Below are 15,880 nucleotides of genomic sequence, written 5' to 3' on the forward strand. Positions count from 1 at the left end.
TTTATGTGTTTTTCCAGCCGATAAGAGCCGTATTGCCGTCGGAAAGTTGTTTGACGCGCTCGATCCATGACAGTTCGCCCTGCGCTTTGGATTGCAGGAACGGATTGTCCGTAGCCACCAGCGACAGGCACGAGTTCACGACCCACCACTTATTCCGGATTCCGGCACGGTGCAGGTCAGCCTGCAAGCGTTCGGCCTCGAATACGGGCGTAGCTTCGGGCAGTGTAACGATCACCACCTCAGTCTGCTTCGGATCACGCAGGCGCGGCAGCAGGTGTGCGACAGCTCCTGCAACTTCGCCCTGCGTGCGCTCCACTTCCTTGTGGTAGCTCTGCGTAGCATCGAGCAGCAACAGCGTGTGACCAGTCGGAGCGGTGTCGATCACCACCACCTCATTTTCAGCTTTCTCCACAATATCGGCAAAGGCTTTAAATACGGCGATCTCCTGCGTACACGGGGAGCGCAAATCCTCTTCGATATACGCCATATCCTCGGCACTCATGCCGTTCGCCTGCGCTTTGGCCCGTACTTCATTTTTATAGGCTTCCAGCACAGCCGCTTCGTCGATGCGGCTGACATCCAAACCTGCGCCCGTCGCCTGTTCATAGTTGATATGGTTGGCCGGATCGGTCGTCGTTAGGTGTACTTTTGCGCCGAGTTCTTTCAGCCCCAATGCGATGCGGGTTGCAACGGTGGTTTTGCCGACGCCGCCTTTGCCCATTGTGAAGATTACGCGCTTGCCCGAAACATGAAGATTCTGCACGAGATCGTCCAATGTCTTTTCGCCCGTAAGGGGACGATAATTTGCAACACCCGCCACGCTGTCCGACGAAAGCATCCGACGGATATTGGCGATATTGGAAAGGTTATAGGAGCGCAGGGGGACGCTGAACGCCGGAAATTCGCGGAGCGATTCGGGCATTGCCTGCATAGCATCCTGCTGACGCTCGAAGAGCTGCCGGGTTACGGAGTCGGTGTCGTCCGTCTGCTGGAGCAGGCCATTTATCACAAGTGTTTGGTTGTTGATACCGAGTCCCTGCAATTCGTGCGACGAACGCGCAGCCTCTTTCAGCGGTGCGACATCCGGACGACTTACCAGCACGAGACGGGTTGCCGTAGCATCGGAGAGTGTGCGCACAGCCTGCTTGTAAATCTCTTTGCGCTGTTCCAAACCCGACAACTGGCCGAGGCACGACGCGCCGTGCGTACTTTCGCTGATGAAGGTACTCCATGCCGAGGGCAGTTGGAGCATCCGCAGGGTGTGTCCCGTCGGAGCCGTGTCGAAAATAATATGGGCGTACTGTTGCTGAATCTGCGGATCTGTGATGAAATCGGAAAAGGCATTGAACGCTGCAATCTCCACCGTGCAGGAGCCGGATAGCTGCTCTTCCATATTTTGAATGACACTTTCGGGCAGTTTGCCACGATAGGGGCCGATTACACTCTCACGGTATTCGGCGGCGGCCTGCTCTGGATCGAGGTTTACGACCGTCAGCCCCGGCACTTCGGCGATAGCCGTGCCGTGACCGTTCAACTCCTGCCCGAACACATCCTGTAAATTTGATGCAGGGTCGGTGCTGATAAGCAAAATTTTCTCACCGAGATCGGCCAACCCGATTGCCGTAGCACAAGCGACCGAGGTTTTACCCACACCGCCTTTGCCTGTGAAAAATAGGTATTTTGTACCCCGTATTACTGATAAATCAAAGAATTTCATAGTTGCAATTTATTTTAAGATGGGAATATAATCCAGCGATATACCCGTCCACTCCGCGAGCTGATCGTTGGTCGGATAGCCTTTCTGTACGGTAACGATACCGTCCACCAGCGTTACGGGCAGGCCGTCGGCTCCATGTTTCATCAGGTAGTCGTTTACGGTCTTATTTGTCACATAAAGCTGCGGTTCGTCGCGCAGGTTATGTCGTGCAATGGTTACGCCTTTGCGCTTGAGGTATTCGACTGCGGCGGCAATGCGCATCAGGTCGGGGTTGATATTCGGCCCGCACAGTCCCGTAGGGCAACACAAGGCCGGATCGAAAATTTCAATAGTTTTCATATTTTGGTCGATTATAAATAGAATGTGATTGCGTAATAAATTCCGACTGCGATAAAAAGCAGGGCAATAATCTTATTCATCCACTTTTGAAATACCTGCATTCGGTTGTAAAATTTTCCAAGGCCAGCCACGCTGTACGCCAGAATCCAAGCCACGATAATCACTGGCAGCCCCGTGGCGATGGCAAAGACCACCGGAAGCAGATAACCGCCCGTTTCCGCCGCCGACATCGGCATCAGCATCCCGAAGTAGAAAACGCCGCTTGTCGGGCAGAACGCCAGCGAAAACAGCACCCCCAAGAGCAATGCGCCCCACGATCCTTTGCTTTTCAGTTTTTCACTGCCACTGCCTCCGAACTCGAACTTCGGCAAATTCAATCGGTTTCCGAACAGCATAAACAATCCGATCAGGATCAGTGCCGGAGCGATCAGCATTTCGCCGTATTTGCTGACGGCTTTCTGTATGGCAAACATACTCGCTCCCTCATGCAAAATCGGGATAAGGATAAATCCGAGGGCGGTATAGGTAATGATGCGTCCTGCCGTATAAAGAATACCACCCCAGAAGATACGATGCTTGCTCTCGATGTCTTTGCTGATGTATCCGATTGCGGTTATATTGGTCGCCAGCGGGCACGGGCTGATCGCGGTCAGGATGCCGAGCAGAAAAGCCGTAACCACGGGGATGCTGCTGCTTTCCAGAAGTGATTGAATGAACTCCATCGGCGGCTTATTTTAGTAGTTCCTCGATTTTCTTTTTCACCCCGGCCTTGAACACATCCGGCGAGCCTTTGGCATGGGAAAACCCGAAATCGGTCATGTTGTTTCGGCTCTCCTTGCCGTTCTGCCACTTATTGATATAAAGGGACGACCATGTTACCTCGTATGTATTGGCAATCTTTTCGCCCTCTTTGGTGGAGATGTCGATTACCTTAAAGATGATCTTGCCGTCTTTAAGTTGCTGTGCAAAATCCTGCTCAATGACCTCTTTGGTCAGGCGTTCAATGGCATTGCAGGTAATGCAACGCTGCTTGCCATGAAAATAGAGCACTTCGACCGCATCCTCTTGTTCGATTTGGGCGGCAGCCTGAGTATTGGCATTTTGGTTGTTGCCACAGGCGGCGAGGGTCAATATGGCCAACAGAAAAAATAGTGTTCTCTTCATTTTTCGTTCGGATTATTCGGTTATAAATACTTTAACTTCCGCAACGGACAATTTCTTTCCAGCGGAGACGATCTTTTCGTCGATCACCAAAGCAGGCAACGACAAGATATTGTAGCTGATAATTTTCAGCACATCTTCCTCTTTGACAACAGTAGCTTCGATGCCCGATTCATCCACCGCCTGCTTGACGGTTTCGTACAACGCCCTGCAACTGGGGCATCCGGTTCCCAAAATTTTAATTTCCATATCTTTCTATTTATTAGTGTTTGTAGTTCGCAAAACAACGAACATGTGGTACAAAAAATAGTATTTAATTACGAACAACTGCTGTTCTCCTTGGGCTTGCAGCTACACATAAAACCACCGATAAGTTCTTTTGCCAACGCCCAATTCTCTGCATTGATACAGTATTTCACTTTCGGGGGCAAAATCGTTCCCTGAATTAATCCGGCATTCTTCAACTCTGTCAAATGCTGCGATACGGTCGCTTTGGCAATCGGCAACACTTCGTGAATGTCTCCGAAGAAACAGCAACTCTGCGTGGACAAAAACTTCAGGATCGCAATGCGTGCCGGATGCCCCAGTGCTTTCGCAAAACGGGCAATCTGCTCCTCCTGTTCCGTATATGCTTTTTTTACCATGTCGTTATTTATTATTCGCAAATATACGAACAATGTTTATTCCAACAAACTATTTTAATTATTTTTTTGAGGTAAAAATATAAACCGTGATATATTGGAGTATTAAGGTCGCAGCGAAACACATTGATTCACTACGACCTTTGAACACAGATATACGTTTTAATACTGGCTGATTTATCAATACATGAGAAATATATTTATGGAAAGAGCTTATGTAAACAAAAATAGATAACCTTATTGGAAACTAAAGATTTGAAATTAAATTTATGCAAAAGCTTTACAAATTGGTTTCCTCTACATAAAAGGATACGGTCAATTCCGTTTGTTGTCCGAAATTGTCGCACACGATAAATTTCAGTTCCGATTGTTTGTCGGAAAGACTGCGGTAAAAGAGTGTGAAAACCTGTTTTACGGGATCTTCTTTGTCGATTCCCGCCATGTCGTCGAGCGCGTGCAATTCCCGGTTTATAAGCAGCGTTTCGTTGAGGTCGAACACTTCTCCTTTGCCCCCGGTCTGGATATAGCCGATGTAATATTTCGCATCCTCGTAAACCCCGGAACGTTCGAGCGTAAAACGGATTTCCACCGCCTCGCCGTTACGGATGCTTTTTTGAAGATACCAAGTGTACAGCTTGAATGGGTAAGCCTGTTTGATCTCCAGCGAGTCGTCACAACGGGCGAACAGCAGCAGGATAACGGCAGACAATACGCACAATACCGTAATTTTCATTATGATTTCCATTAATTCGTTAATTGATGGTTATATTGATTCCGAAGCCTGTTTGCGTATGAAATTTTCCTGCACCGGAACCGAACAGGCATTGTTCCCTGAAGAGCAGCAGCAGGGCGATCCGGTCGGAAACGTAGGCGGTAAGTTCGGCCGACAACACCGGCCCGTAGACGAAACATCCGCCGTTTTCCAGCCTCGCCCCGTCGGGCAGCAGTTTTGCCCCTCAGTTGGTCGTTTCGTAACCGGCGGCGGCCGAGAATCCCCCCGACAACACCACATTGCGCCCCCGGTCCGACAGCAGCCGCAGCAACAGTCCCGCATCGGCTGTAAACTGCGATTTAGGCAGATTGATGCTTTTGTAGGTGTAATCCTTTTGCAGATAACCGATCCCGAAAGCCCAGCGGGTTTTGCCCGCGTTGAATCGGTTTACGCCCACCCGCACGAAAAAGCGGCGGGCGGCGTATGGATTCCGGAACAGAAATCCGTCGAGGGTCCCGGCGGTCAGTTCTACGCCGATCTGCCCGGGGATACACCGTTGAGCGCGGGCTGGAGCACTCAGACCCAGCGTCAAACACAGGGCCGAGCAAACGATGATTCTTTTCATGTCCTATTCGATTTTAAGCCCGTCGAGCGACCGGGCGTTTACGATCTGAGAATTTTCTACGGAGAACGACAAATGCCGTCCGCCGTTTTTTTCGTATATCTCCACGACGAGGGCCTTTTTATCCGGAATCGTGATTTTACCGAATCCGTAAACGGTTCGTGCCTCTTTTTTAGGTCCGACGGTCGTAACGTCGTTGTAGATGCGGACGGGTTTTAGAAACGTTTCCTGTACGGCCGTGCGGCGGGTTACCTGTTTATCGGCGATTTTGAAACGGATAAAGTCGATGTCGAAACCGATGTTCGAAAAGTTCCTCAGCGATACGTGCAGAAACAGCAAATCGTCGTGAACGTAAACGCCTTTTAACAATGCCTGAACGCCGAATTTTTTACATCCGACGGTTTTTATGTCCCGTGCGTTTTTTTCGTGGATCGTGTACATTATTTTTTGCACGACAAGCGGCGTCTGGTTGCCTAATTCTTCCAGCCGGATATACATCCTGTCGTTGGCAAAATCGCTGTACGGATTCTTTTTCAGCCAATCGTCCATTTCGATACTCAGTTGTTTCGGCTCGTCGGCGTATGTAGCGACGAACGAATAAAAGCAGCCGTCCGAACAAATGACGCTGAAATTGGTTTCTCCGTCGAAATCGACGGCGGCTTTGATCCGCACGACATTTTCCGCGCCGTCCACTTTCCCGGCGATCAGGTCAGTGCTTCCCAGATCGACGTACACGACCTGCGAGGGAAACAGGATGTGGACGGTTTTGGCAAACGTTACCTGCACCCGGTACGGTTCGATTACCTGTTTTTGCGGAATCGCTTTCTCGCCGGGCTGCTGCGTGAAACCGGGCAGCGACACGGTAAGCGCAGCAGCCAGCAATGCAATTTTTTTCATCTCGTTATTCTTTAAAAATTAATAAAATCTGGTAGTTCGACTTTACGGTTACTTTAACCTCTCGCAGCTTTCCGGACAGGTATTGCGAACCGCCTGTTATCAATCCGCGTGCAACGTCCATCGCAACCTGTTGACCCGCGCTGCGGGCGATGGATACGCTCGTGCCGAATCCCGTTCCGATGTTTGCTGCGGCTTCTTTTGCGGCGGTGCGCTCGGGCGAATCCGGTATGTACAAACCGGACTGTCCGTCCACATCGTAGGCCGTCAGTTCCACCGGAATGATGCTTCCGCCCGTTTCGATACTCGATATGACGATCCGTAGGCGCTGCCCTTCGATTGCCGCCGTGCCGAACAATTCCGTCCCGGCCGGTATGATCGTTTCAGCCGCCTGAATTGTTTCCAGCAACCGGATGCGCGCGCGCGATCCTGCCGCAAGCGTCTGATCTCCGGCGATGCAGGCGCGGATCGCATTGCGCCGCAAGTCGTGTTCTCCGCTTCCTACCGCCGTATGAAACCCGAAATTGCGCGGCTCGCCGAAACGGGCGATCATTTCGCTGTCCGTCATGGGCTGTTGCAGGGCAGATACCGTATTGTCGGCAATCTTCCGCACGGTTACGTTTTTCGTCGGTTCGGCAGTCGTTCCGCAGGCGGACGCGGCGCCGGACTGCCGGGGCGCGTTCAGGTACTTCGACGCCAACGCATACGAACGTTCGACCATCGCCATCGGATCGGTTTTCTGAGCCTGCTCCTTTTGTTCCAACTTTTCAGTCAACTCGGCGATCTGCCGTTGCAGTTGTTCGATGCGCGGGTCCTTTCTCGGTTCGTTATAAAGACTGTTCATTTGGCGCGTCATATCTTCATACGCCTGCCGGGATTCTTTGATGTTGTCCTGCGGGGACGCCTGCCGCCTGTTCGGTTTGCGGTCGGCGATTCCGTCCAGCCGAATCGGTGCATTTGCCGTATCGCCCGATTGTTCCTGCGGCTTACGCCCGAACTCCACCCGGTCGATCGCGCGGGTTTTGGAACTTTCGGTAATTTCCACTTTCCCGGCGGGCAGTGCGGTATTGAGTCCTTCGTCCGCTTGCTGCTCTTGCCGACCGCCGTAAATCAGATACATGAGAATCAGAAACGGAACCGACAGTATGCAGGCGACAAGTACGGTTTTACGTTTCTGCTGCGCTTTGGGGGTGGCTTTTTTTCGCTGGGGTTCCTGCTGTTCTTTCGGCTTATTTTCCTGTGGCATGATTATCGGTTTAAAGGTTCGATGTTTCCGAAATCGGCACAACTCCCGCCGCCGCATACGCCTTTGACGATGTAGCATACGTCGATCACGAAAAAGAGAGCCAGCAGGCCGTACACGATCCGTTTGCGCTGACGCGCGTTCAACCCGTTCCAGTAGGTTTCCGTTTTGCCTATCGCATGGTCGCGGAGTGCGCGGAGCACCCGGATAATTCGGTTATCTTTCATAGGTTTGCAAATCTTTGTTTTCAATGACATTCAGATTTTCCAGTAAGAATCCCTGCGGATTGGAATTCGACCGAATCGAATTTACCAGACGGCAAGTCGTAATCAGACTGCGCTCGGTAACGGTGCTTTCACGGATGATTTTCTGACGCGCATACGTTTTTACCCGATAAGGGTACGTTTCGAAGTCGCAAATCACGCTGTCTACCTGCGTAAGCTGCATAATGTTCGCGGCAATCAGCCGGTTGAAGTAACCCGCTTCCGCCAAGTTGTTGTAATAGGCGACGGCGCTCCGGTCGGCCATCAGCAGGGCGCGATTTATATTATCTTCGATCGCGCTTTTATCCGGAGCGAACGAAAAAAAGAGCGTATGAAAACGGCGGACGTGCTCGCGGGCTTCTACGGGCCGGTTCTGTGCCAAATCCTGTGATAATGCCAGCATCAGCGATTTTCCCTGATCGAGCACGTATATCTTTTGCCGCTGCCGTTCTGCAAAATCGTATGACTTTCACAATCCGTACAATACGACCAGCGTACAGGCAAAGAGGAACACGATCCCGAACAAGCGTAATTGCCTGAAACTGCTTTCGAGATTTTTTAAACTTTTGAATTCCATAACGGTTTTGTATTAAGGGTTAAGATTTGGCCGATTCTTTTACGGCTTTCCATGCGCCTGCGACGGCGGCTTTCGCCTGTCCCGCCATATAGCGCGTAGTGCCGCCGCCGATTTGGGTAATGCGCCGGTTATAGGCTCCCATGCCGCCCGACTGGATGATCCAGTTCGATATGGTCGGGATCATAAAAAAACCGACGATACCCACCAAGAGGAAGATCACGTAAACCAGATTGGAACTGTCGAACATATAGAACGGATCGCTGCCCATCAGTTCCAAATCTTTTTGCAGCGATATGGACTGGATCTTTGCCAGCATCGCACTGAACAGATCGGCGATCGGAAGCCAGAGATAAACGCCGACGTACCGGGCGAGCCATTGGGTCAGCGTCGCCTGAAATCCGTCGAACGTGCTGATCGCAAAGGACAGCGGCCCGCAAATAGACAGAACGACCAGAAAGTAAGTACGCAACACGTCTATTATAAGCGCAGCGGCTTTGAATAGAACATCGAATATACTGGAGAGCACGCTCAAAACCATATTTTCAATACCGAAGCTGTCACATTCGGCGTTCATGGTCATTAAGGTATCCTGTTCGTCCGCGCCGATGCCGAGTTCTTGCAACTGTTTATCGAGTTCCTCGTCACGCACCAGATAAGCGCCCGTCGGATCGCGGTTCTGACTCTCGCTTTCCAGCTTTTCTTTGTCTGCTTCCAGTTGCCGGATATTCAATAGTTCCGCCTGCATCATCGTATGCGTGCCTTTGACCAGCGGGTTTAAAATGCCGTTGATCGAGCCGAGCACCAGCGTAGGAAAAGCGGCAATGCAGATTCCGATTACAATGGGCCGCAGCAGCGGCAGTATGTCGATCGGTTCGGCACGGGCGAGCGATTGCCACACCCGGTAGGAAACGTATAACAAGGCTCCCAAACCCGCGATGCCGGAAGATAGCGCCGTTAGATTCTTGCACATCGGCATCATCCTGACGTACAGATCACGCAGGATTTCATGTAGACTGTCCCATTCCATCGCTACCAGTATTTATCCTCGTCTTTCCCGTACAGGGACATTACCCGTTCCATGTCGTTGCGTTTTTTGGAACGCACCATCGAAACGCCGATCGTTTTACGCGTGTGGTAAGCGGCCAGATTCCGGTTACGCATGAGTTCGGCGTGCACGCCGTCGATCCTGTCGAGCCGTTCTTTGTCGGTCATAGACATGCCGGTCGGCGTAATAACGTCCTGCAAATCTTTCAGCGCCATAGTGCTTTCCTGCAAGATCAGCGTATATCCGTGCGCGACGGCGGAAAGTTCCTTTGCCGAAAAATTTTTGTCCGCAAGCATTTTTTCATAATTGTTGACATAAATGCCCGAAATCTCGCCGACCAGCAGGATACATTTCTGAATTTTACGGGCCGAACGTACCGGATCGCTCACGGCTTGCAGCTTGTCGTAATAGGCTTTGGCCTGCTGGTATATTTTGACGGTTTCCTGAAAATTTTGGAGCATGTTTTCGGCCGTCGCGGAGGTATTGACCATTTCATTGGTCGAGTTGATGATCCCCTGCGTCAAGTTGGACGGGTCGATTACCGTCCACTGCGCCCGCGCAGCGTTTGCGGCCAGCATAAAACCCAAGATCAAAAATAGCATGTTCGCTTTCATCGCTTTTCTATTGACAATTGAATCCGTATTCATCTTCATACAGATTTGCCTCTTGGATCGGGGCGTTACGCAGAATCTTTTCCTCGCGTTCGAACGCTCCGAAACGACCGAAAATCAGTATGTCGGTTCGATGATCCAACCGCACCACGTCGGGGAGTTTCTCGTCCGGAACCGCAATCAGTAAAATGCCTTCGCAAAGGGTAATGGCAAATTCATCGACGACGACCTTATATAGCCGCGCGGTGTCGCAAAGCATTGCATTGTATCCGGATTCCGTTTTGCTGACCGACAGCGAATAACCGCCGTTCGCGGCGATCCAGCTTCCGCAGATGCGGTCGCTTTTTATCTCCGCGACCATGCGGAAAAGTTCTTCGTTGAACCTGCGGAGCAGATTTTCCGTCCGCCGGGCAACCCCCGTCAGGTAGGCTGCCGGATGATGCAGATTATTTTTCATAATAAAAGGGAATTGTAAGGGTAAATATTTCCCGTTCGTATTCGCCGTATCCGGGCAGTACGAGCATCCGGCCGTTTTTCGGGAAATAAAATAAGTTGACTTCCTGCCCGTCGTCAAAGGTAACGCCGCCGTAATCCTGCTGTTCCAGCCGGTAGCTTCTTTCCTCGATCCGTCCGCCGGAAAGTTCGCGCCGCACGATAATCCAGAAATTTTCCTGATCGCGCACGATCAGCAGCGACGGCCCGTCTTCGGTACTCCTTCATTTTCCGCAAAGCAGTTCCAGATTGCTTTTCAGATTTTCGTTCCGGTACATCAAGTAACCGGCGGCGATAGCGACCGCAAACAGTACGCATAGCAAAATGACGATCTCTTTCTTTTTCATAACATAAAGGGATTAAAGGTTTTTGTTTTCATTTTTGGATGCCGCGATCCGGCGGATCGCCTGCTCCAGATTACCGTCGAGCTGTTCGGCCAGCGCAAGCACTTCCGTTTTTTCGGATTCTTCGGTCGTGTACGTGAAATACTCCTGCGGAGAGACTTCGACGGCATACACGGCGGACTGCACGCCCCCTAAACCGATCCAGACTTCTTTATAGTTCCGGTTCGGATGGTTGTTCTGATTGATCGAAAGTATTTGCGCTTTTTCCTTTTCGGTCAGGCCGAGCATGGACTGAATCGCATCGAACTTATTCAGGTATTTTTTCTGATCGAGCAGAATCCGACAGTCGGAGTTATTTACGATGGTTTCACGGACGATCGGCGAGGATACGATGTCGTCGATTTCTTGCGAAATGACGACTGTCTCACCGAAATATTTTCTTGAGGTTTTGAACAAATACCGGATATATTCGCTCATGTTGGGCGTCATAAGAGCCTTCCAGCATTCTTCGACCAGAAAGACTTTGCGGACGCCTTTAAGCCGCCGCATTTTGTTGATAAACATTTCTATAATGATCAAAGTCGTTACCGTCAGCAGAATTTTATGATCGCGGATATTGTCCAGTTCAAAAACCACGAACCGTTTATGCAGCAGGTCGAGTTCCTGATCTGAATTAAGCAGATAACCGTATTCGCCGTCCCGGTAATACGGTTCCAGCGTGTTGAGAAAATTGTCTATGTCAAAATCCTTTTCCCGAACGTTTTTTTGCCGGAGAACGATCCGGTAGTCTTTCCGGATAAAGTCGTAAAAAGCATTGAAAGAGGGCTTTTCCGCTCCCGCTATTCGAATTGAGGACAAATACAGGTTTACGGCATTCGATAACGCGACTTCTTCGGCACGGCTGGGCAGTTCGTTTTCCCGCTTCCAAAGCGAAAGAATCAGCATCTTGATACTTTCCTTTTTTTCGATGTCATAAGTTCCGTCTGCGGAATAAAACGGATTGAACGTGATCGGACATTGTTCGGTATAGGTAATATATACGCCGTCCTCGCCGTGCGTTTTTTCCCGGATCAGTTCGCACAGTCCTTGATAGCTGTTCCCCATATCGACCAGAACGACATGCGCCCCCTGTTCGTAATACTGGCGGATCATGTGGTTGGTAAAAAAACTTTTGCCGCTTCCGCTTGGGCCGATAATAACGCGATTGCGGTTCGTTATGATTCCTTTTTTCATGGGTAAATCGGAAAGATCGACGTGCAGCGGAATTCCGGTCAGGCGATCGACCAATTTAATCCCGAAAGGAGAAAGAGAGTTGTGGTAATTCGTTTCAGCCGAGAAAAAACAAAGTGCCTGTTGAAAAAACGTATAAAATGTTTCTTCGGCCGGAAAATCCGCCGCATTGCCGGGAATACCCGCCCAATAAATTACCGGAACGTCTACCGTATTGTGATGCGGTGTACATCCCATCAGGGTCAGTTGCGCCCCGACTTCGTTTTTTATCCGTTTGAGTTCTTCCGGCGTGTCGGCCCATGCCAGCACGTTGCAGTGACAACGCACGGCGGTAAGGTTCTGCGTATGCGCTTCGTTTAGGTAAAGTTCGATCCACTCCCGGTTTACCGCATTGGCCCGGCTGTACCGTGACAGGGAAGTCATGTTGCGGGCCGATTTTTCGAATTGCCGCAGAATTTCGTCGTGGCTGTCGATAAAAATATACTGATTATAGATATGATTGCATCCGAGCAGTAGCCCAGCCGGAGCCGCAAAACTCAGCCTGCAATCCGTCCGGTCGGTCGAAAGCCGTTCGTAACGGGAATCCGTGCCGACTTCCTGCGGCAGCAGATCGAGATCGGACAGTGTGTGCAGGCAAACGATACGGTCGCCGATGCGGACTTCCGCCGGATCGAAACGTATATCTTCCAATACCGGGATCGGACGCTGCGACAATGAAAAATAGCGGTTCAGCAGTCCGGGCCGATCTTCGGTTCCTGTGATTTCATGGTCCGTAAGCCGTTCCAGCCGGATCAGACCGCTTTCGTTCAGAATACTTACGGCCTGTTCGACGGCATCCCGGAATCGGGCGATCGTGTCCGGGTCGCGTATTTCCTTCGGCAGCAGATACCCCCGGCACAGCGTCGAAAAATTGCTTTGTCGGCGCGAGCGTTCATGGGTGGTTTTCGTAATATACAGATAGCACGAATGCGAGAGGAACGGGCGTTCGTTGAAATGCAATTCGAAATTGCGCGAAAGAAAAGACGAATCGCCCGTATCGGCTTCATAGCGTTGTTCGATGAAAAAGTCCTGCTTGTGTACTACGGTAAAATCGGGAAGCACCCGAAGCGCTTTTATCCATGTGGCGTGCAGGGATTCGTATTCTTCCCCGCTTATCGTAAAGATTTCGGGCAGGTGCACCCGAAACGCAAGCGTTATATCGGCATTTTTACTGACGATACAGTCGTTTTCCACTGCCAGCAACGGAAATTGACGCTCCAGCGTCGAGGTTTTAAAAATACTTCGCATAATTAATAAGAGGTTGAATTTGTTTTGAATATTCGCCGGATGCTTTTTCGGTGTACGATCCGGCGCGGGCGGCGTCGGGCCGCAACCATTTTCATCAGTCCGTAAGGGCCATATTTACGGTTCAGGGAAAATGTAATGAAGACGACTCCGGAAGCCGAAAAGATTCCGGCAGTTATACAAATCCACTGACTGATTCCGGCGATAAACAGCACGATCAGCAGAACGAATGAACCGAGCAGTCCAACAGCGAATATAATTAGATACTGTGCGGTCAGGCCCCGGAACTCCACCTGTTTGCCGACACCTTTGTTGATCGGATAGGAAATCATGTCTGTATAAAGAACGATTTAAGGATCGTGCCCGCTACGATCATAAAAATGCACGCACCGAACCAGCTTGCCGCCGTTTTAGAAGTATCGGGATCGCCGCTGCTGAATTTTTGATACGTGCGGATGCCGCCGATCAGTCCGGTAATTGCCGCAACTCCGTATATCAGTTTCGTGAGCGGTTCGAAATATCCCAATACCAGCTTGGTCGCATCGTTGATCCCCTGCATCCCGTTTCCCTGTGCGAAAGCATCGGCTGTCATAACGGTCAGTCATGTGGCGAACAACAGGAATTTCGTTGTTTTCATATACCTTATTTTTAGAGATTAGAAAAAATGCCCCGTCCGGGAAACGGGCGGGGCGGCTTACACAAAGCGCGTCCTGTCGGGGACGCCGATTCAGGTTCAGCCCGAATCGCCGCAAATCCGTTTCATAGCGAATGTTTTTAAGGGTTGGACAATAGGTGGATACAATCCGGCAGGAACCGCCTACCGGTTCATTTCGTAGAGGATCATCTGTTCGTCGGTTTCACTTTCCCGCACGTCGGCGAGCAGTTCCGCGATAGCGTCCTGTGTTTGCTGGGATAATTCGTCGGGACGTGATTTTTCGGTCAGATCGTGTGTCCCGTCCGAACCGAGATTGCCCCAAAGGTCCTTTTGCGTATGATCGGCCTTCTCTTGGTTCGCCGGCAAAGAATCTCTCGGAACACTCCGATCCGCTTGCAGCCCGTTCGGGCCGGTATCGGATTTTCGTTCCGTTGAAGCAAAGTTATCGCTTTGTTCGTCGTTTGATTCTCCGTTTTCCCCGGTGTCCGTTCGAGGCCGTTCAGGGCCGTTCACATAGACAACCCGGACGACGGGATCGGACGATACGATCGGTTCTTGCGGCTCTTGGGCTTCCGTTTCTTCGGGCAGGACAGTATCGAATATCCGGCAACTGAACCGCCGCAGGCGACGCCACAAGGAACGGTTCCGCAGGCGGCAGGTATCGCGGAGCCGTTCCCACATGCGCCCGCCGAAAACCAGCTTTTCAAAAAGTAAGTAACATACGATAATCCAGCCCGACGCGGCAAGGGCTAAAAGTAACTTCGTTCGCATGGCATCAAAGGATTTCACGGTTCTGCCGGTTACGGTAAAGCCGGTTGATTTCGTCCCGGTAAAGATCGAGATGATGCGACAGGATATTTTCGACCAGCCCGGAAATCGACAGGTCGGGCGTTCCGAGGTATTGCACGACCGCCGACAATTTCTTTTTCGTGTTTTCGCTGATGCTGACAGTCATGCGGTGACGGACGGTTTTACTCTTCAAAAACGTGCTTTCGTAATCGGGCAGCGTGACTTTCCGGCGGCGGACTTCCGGACTCGTATCGGCGGCTTCCGCTGTTTTCATTGACGAAACGTCGGCCGGTTCCAGAGGAACAGACGGTATCGGCACAGCATCCGGACGAGGAACGCCGCCGACCAGATCGCGCAACAAATCTTCGTCGATACTACCCGGATCGACTATTTTTCGCGGCATGGTCCGTCGAGATTTAGTAGGGAAAGGATTTCATCGGCCAAAGCATCGAGACGGCAATCCGCCGTAAATGCCGTGTCCGGCGCAAGGATCGTCGAACGGTAAACCGCATTGATCCCGGCTTGCAGTTCTTTGCTGAATTTGGAACGGGCAGGAATCCTCGTCGATAGTTTTTGCAGGCCCAATGCGTCGAGCACCTTTTCATACTGCGTGTAGAGTTCTGTACGTTCGCGCCCGTCGATCAGCGTCCAAAACAGGAAGATCCCTTTAAGATTCGTTTTCCCCGGACGGATCAGTTGTTCCTGAATGATTTTCGCATAGGTAATCGTACTTTCCATAACAATACGATCGGCCTTCATCGGGACGAAAAGATAATCCAGCGTCGAGAGCGTGTAAAATACGCCTGTTGTGTTCAATGTTCCCGGCAGATCGTAAAACACCAGATCGAACTGTCGCGGATCGTGTTTCAGAAATTCCGAGGCAATGGTTACGGCACATTCGGGCTGCGTACTGAGAATCGGATACGCCTTTTTTCCGCATTGCCTGAATTGTTTGACAAGTTGCACTTTGTGCCATTGGCTTTGATCCAGCAAAGATAACTCCCGCTGCCGCAGCTTGAAAAAACTGCCCTGCGGAAAATCGCTGTCAACGACCAGCACGTTGTACCCTTTGCGGTAACACAAATAGCTGGCAAGTAAAATCGTGTAGGTCGTTTTGCCTGCGCCCCCCTTTTGGTTGGCTACCGAAATAAATAAAGGTTCTTTTCCCATATCGAATAGAGTTTAAGTGAAAGTGCATTGTGTACCGCAGCATCCGACGGCTTGCGTGTAGTGTCCGAGTGCGTACGTGCGTGTAGCATCC

General features: G+C 50.9%; 21 protein-coding genes and 2 pseudogenes. All 23 read right to left on the reverse strand.

Annotated features, from left to right (window positions below; translation table 11 throughout):
* Position 1: 1 nt before the first annotated feature.
* The 23 genes and pseudogenes from arsA to PGR91_RS07390 all read right to left on the reverse strand — a co-directional run bounded on the left by arsA (position 2) and on the right by PGR91_RS07390 (position 15,789).
* Positions 2 to 1,717 carry an arsenical pump-driving ATPase gene (arsA, locus tag PGR91_RS07280; protein WP_118656049.1) on the reverse strand — a complete coding sequence of 572 codons (1,716 nt, stop codon included), beginning with the start codon at positions 1,715 to 1,717 and terminating at the stop codon, positions 2 to 4.
* A gap of 9 nt (positions 1,718 to 1,726) precedes the next feature.
* Positions 1,727 to 2,056 (reverse strand): arsenite efflux transporter metallochaperone ArsD, encoded by a 330-nt coding sequence (gene arsD, locus PGR91_RS07285; protein WP_118656051.1) that lies wholly within the window; start codon positions 2,054 to 2,056, stop codon positions 1,727 to 1,729.
* An 11-nt stretch (positions 2,057 to 2,067) separates the two neighbouring features.
* Complete coding sequence (locus PGR91_RS07290) at positions 2,068 to 2,778, reverse strand: aromatic aminobenezylarsenical efflux permease ArsG family transporter (protein WP_118656053.1); 711 nt, start codon at positions 2,776 to 2,778, stop codon at positions 2,068 to 2,070.
* Between the two features lie 7 nt (positions 2,779 to 2,785).
* Positions 2,786 to 3,220: a nitrophenyl compound nitroreductase subunit ArsF family protein gene (locus tag PGR91_RS07295; RefSeq protein WP_118656055.1), complete on the reverse strand. Its 435-nt coding sequence runs from the start codon at positions 3,218 to 3,220 to the stop codon at positions 2,786 to 2,788.
* 12 nt (positions 3,221 to 3,232) lie between these two features.
* Positions 3,233 to 3,466: a thioredoxin family protein gene (locus PGR91_RS07300; RefSeq protein WP_118656057.1), complete on the reverse strand. Its 234-nt coding sequence runs from the start codon at positions 3,464 to 3,466 to the stop codon at positions 3,233 to 3,235.
* 68 nt (positions 3,467 to 3,534) lie between these two features.
* On the reverse strand, positions 3,535 to 3,861 hold the full coding sequence (locus PGR91_RS07305) for an ArsR/SmtB family transcription factor (protein ID WP_118656059.1): 327 nt from the start codon (positions 3,859 to 3,861) through the stop codon (positions 3,535 to 3,537).
* Between the two features lie 277 nt (positions 3,862 to 4,138).
* Positions 4,139 to 4,594: a TraQ conjugal transfer family protein gene (locus PGR91_RS07310; RefSeq protein WP_409049099.1), complete on the reverse strand. Its 456-nt coding sequence runs from the start codon at positions 4,592 to 4,594 to the stop codon at positions 4,139 to 4,141.
* 16 nt (positions 4,595 to 4,610) lie between these two features.
* Positions 4,611 to 5,195 (reverse strand): annotated as a pseudogene (locus tag PGR91_RS07315) (conjugal transfer protein TraO).
* 3 nt (positions 5,196 to 5,198) lie between these two features.
* Positions 5,199 to 6,089 (reverse strand): conjugative transposon protein TraN, encoded by an 891-nt coding sequence (gene traN, locus PGR91_RS07320; protein ID WP_118656065.1) that lies wholly within the window; start codon positions 6,087 to 6,089, stop codon positions 5,199 to 5,201.
* Between the two features lie 4 nt (positions 6,090 to 6,093).
* On the reverse strand, positions 6,094 to 7,332 hold the full coding sequence (traM, locus tag PGR91_RS07325) for a conjugative transposon protein TraM (RefSeq protein ID WP_182424226.1): 1,239 nt from the start codon (positions 7,330 to 7,332) through the stop codon (positions 6,094 to 6,096).
* 2 nt (positions 7,333 to 7,334) lie between these two features.
* Positions 7,335 to 7,556 (reverse strand): hypothetical protein, encoded by a 222-nt coding sequence (locus PGR91_RS07330; RefSeq protein ID WP_147387378.1) that lies wholly within the window; start codon positions 7,554 to 7,556, stop codon positions 7,335 to 7,337.
* Positions 7,546 to 8,169: pseudogene (gene traK / locus PGR91_RS07335) on the reverse strand (conjugative transposon protein TraK). The gene PGR91_RS07330 and the pseudogene traK overlap by 11 nt, the downstream one beginning before the upstream one ends.
* Before the next feature lie 19 nt (positions 8,170 to 8,188).
* Positions 8,189 to 9,196 carry a conjugative transposon protein TraJ gene (traJ, locus tag PGR91_RS07340; RefSeq protein WP_118656069.1) on the reverse strand — a complete coding sequence of 336 codons (1,008 nt, stop codon included), beginning with the start codon at positions 9,194 to 9,196 and terminating at the stop codon, positions 8,189 to 8,191.
* A 2-nt stretch (positions 9,197 to 9,198) separates the two neighbouring features.
* Positions 9,199 to 9,861 carry a DUF4141 domain-containing protein gene (locus PGR91_RS07345; protein WP_409049096.1) on the reverse strand — a complete coding sequence of 221 codons (663 nt, stop codon included), beginning with the start codon at positions 9,859 to 9,861 and terminating at the stop codon, positions 9,199 to 9,201.
* Entirely contained in the window at positions 9,836 to 10,282 is a 447-nt protein-coding gene (locus PGR91_RS07350) for a hypothetical protein (protein WP_118656072.1), read from the reverse strand. Before PGR91_RS07350 ends, PGR91_RS07345 begins: the two co-directional genes overlap by 26 nt.
* Positions 10,272 to 10,508 (reverse strand): hypothetical protein, encoded by a 237-nt coding sequence (locus tag PGR91_RS07355; RefSeq protein ID WP_118656074.1) that lies wholly within the window; start codon positions 10,506 to 10,508, stop codon positions 10,272 to 10,274. The genes PGR91_RS07350 and PGR91_RS07355 overlap by 11 nt, the downstream gene beginning before the upstream one ends.
* A gap of 33 nt (positions 10,509 to 10,541) precedes the next feature.
* The gene (locus tag PGR91_RS07360) at positions 10,542 to 10,664 is read right to left on the reverse strand and encodes a hypothetical protein (RefSeq protein ID WP_259336717.1); all 123 of its coding nucleotides are present in this window, start codon (positions 10,662 to 10,664) and stop codon (positions 10,542 to 10,544) included.
* A 12-nt stretch (positions 10,665 to 10,676) separates the two neighbouring features.
* The gene (locus PGR91_RS07365; protein ID WP_118656076.1) at positions 10,677 to 13,178 is read right to left on the reverse strand and encodes a TraG family conjugative transposon ATPase; all 2,502 of its coding nucleotides are present in this window, start codon (positions 13,176 to 13,178) and stop codon (positions 10,677 to 10,679) included.
* Positions 13,179 to 13,180: 2 nt separating this feature from the next.
* Positions 13,181 to 13,507, reverse strand: a complete 327-nt coding sequence (locus PGR91_RS07370; RefSeq protein WP_118656078.1) for a DUF4133 domain-containing protein — start codon at positions 13,505 to 13,507, stop codon at positions 13,181 to 13,183.
* A complete protein-coding gene (locus tag PGR91_RS07375; protein ID WP_118656080.1) occupies positions 13,504 to 13,767 on the reverse strand; it encodes a DUF4134 domain-containing protein in 264 nt (87 codons plus the stop codon). The genes PGR91_RS07370 and PGR91_RS07375 overlap by 4 nt, the downstream gene beginning before the upstream one ends.
* A 225-nt stretch (positions 13,768 to 13,992) precedes the next feature.
* Complete coding sequence (locus PGR91_RS07380) at positions 13,993 to 14,601, reverse strand: hypothetical protein (RefSeq protein ID WP_118656082.1); 609 nt, start codon at positions 14,599 to 14,601, stop codon at positions 13,993 to 13,995.
* Positions 14,602 to 14,605: 4 nt separating this feature from the next.
* Positions 14,606 to 15,022, reverse strand: a complete 417-nt coding sequence (locus tag PGR91_RS07385; RefSeq protein ID WP_118656084.1) for a DUF3408 domain-containing protein — start codon at positions 15,020 to 15,022, stop codon at positions 14,606 to 14,608.
* Positions 15,007 to 15,789: a ParA family protein gene (locus PGR91_RS07390; RefSeq protein ID WP_118656086.1), complete on the reverse strand. Its 783-nt coding sequence runs from the start codon at positions 15,787 to 15,789 to the stop codon at positions 15,007 to 15,009. Before PGR91_RS07390 ends, PGR91_RS07385 begins: the two co-directional genes overlap by 16 nt.
* Between the last annotated feature and the right edge of the window lie 91 nt (positions 15,790 to 15,880).

The organism is Candidatus Alistipes pullistercoris, assembly GCF_027665465.1.
GTDB classification, from domain to species: Bacteria; Bacteroidota; Bacteroidia; order Bacteroidales; family Rikenellaceae; genus Alistipes_A; species Alistipes_A hominis.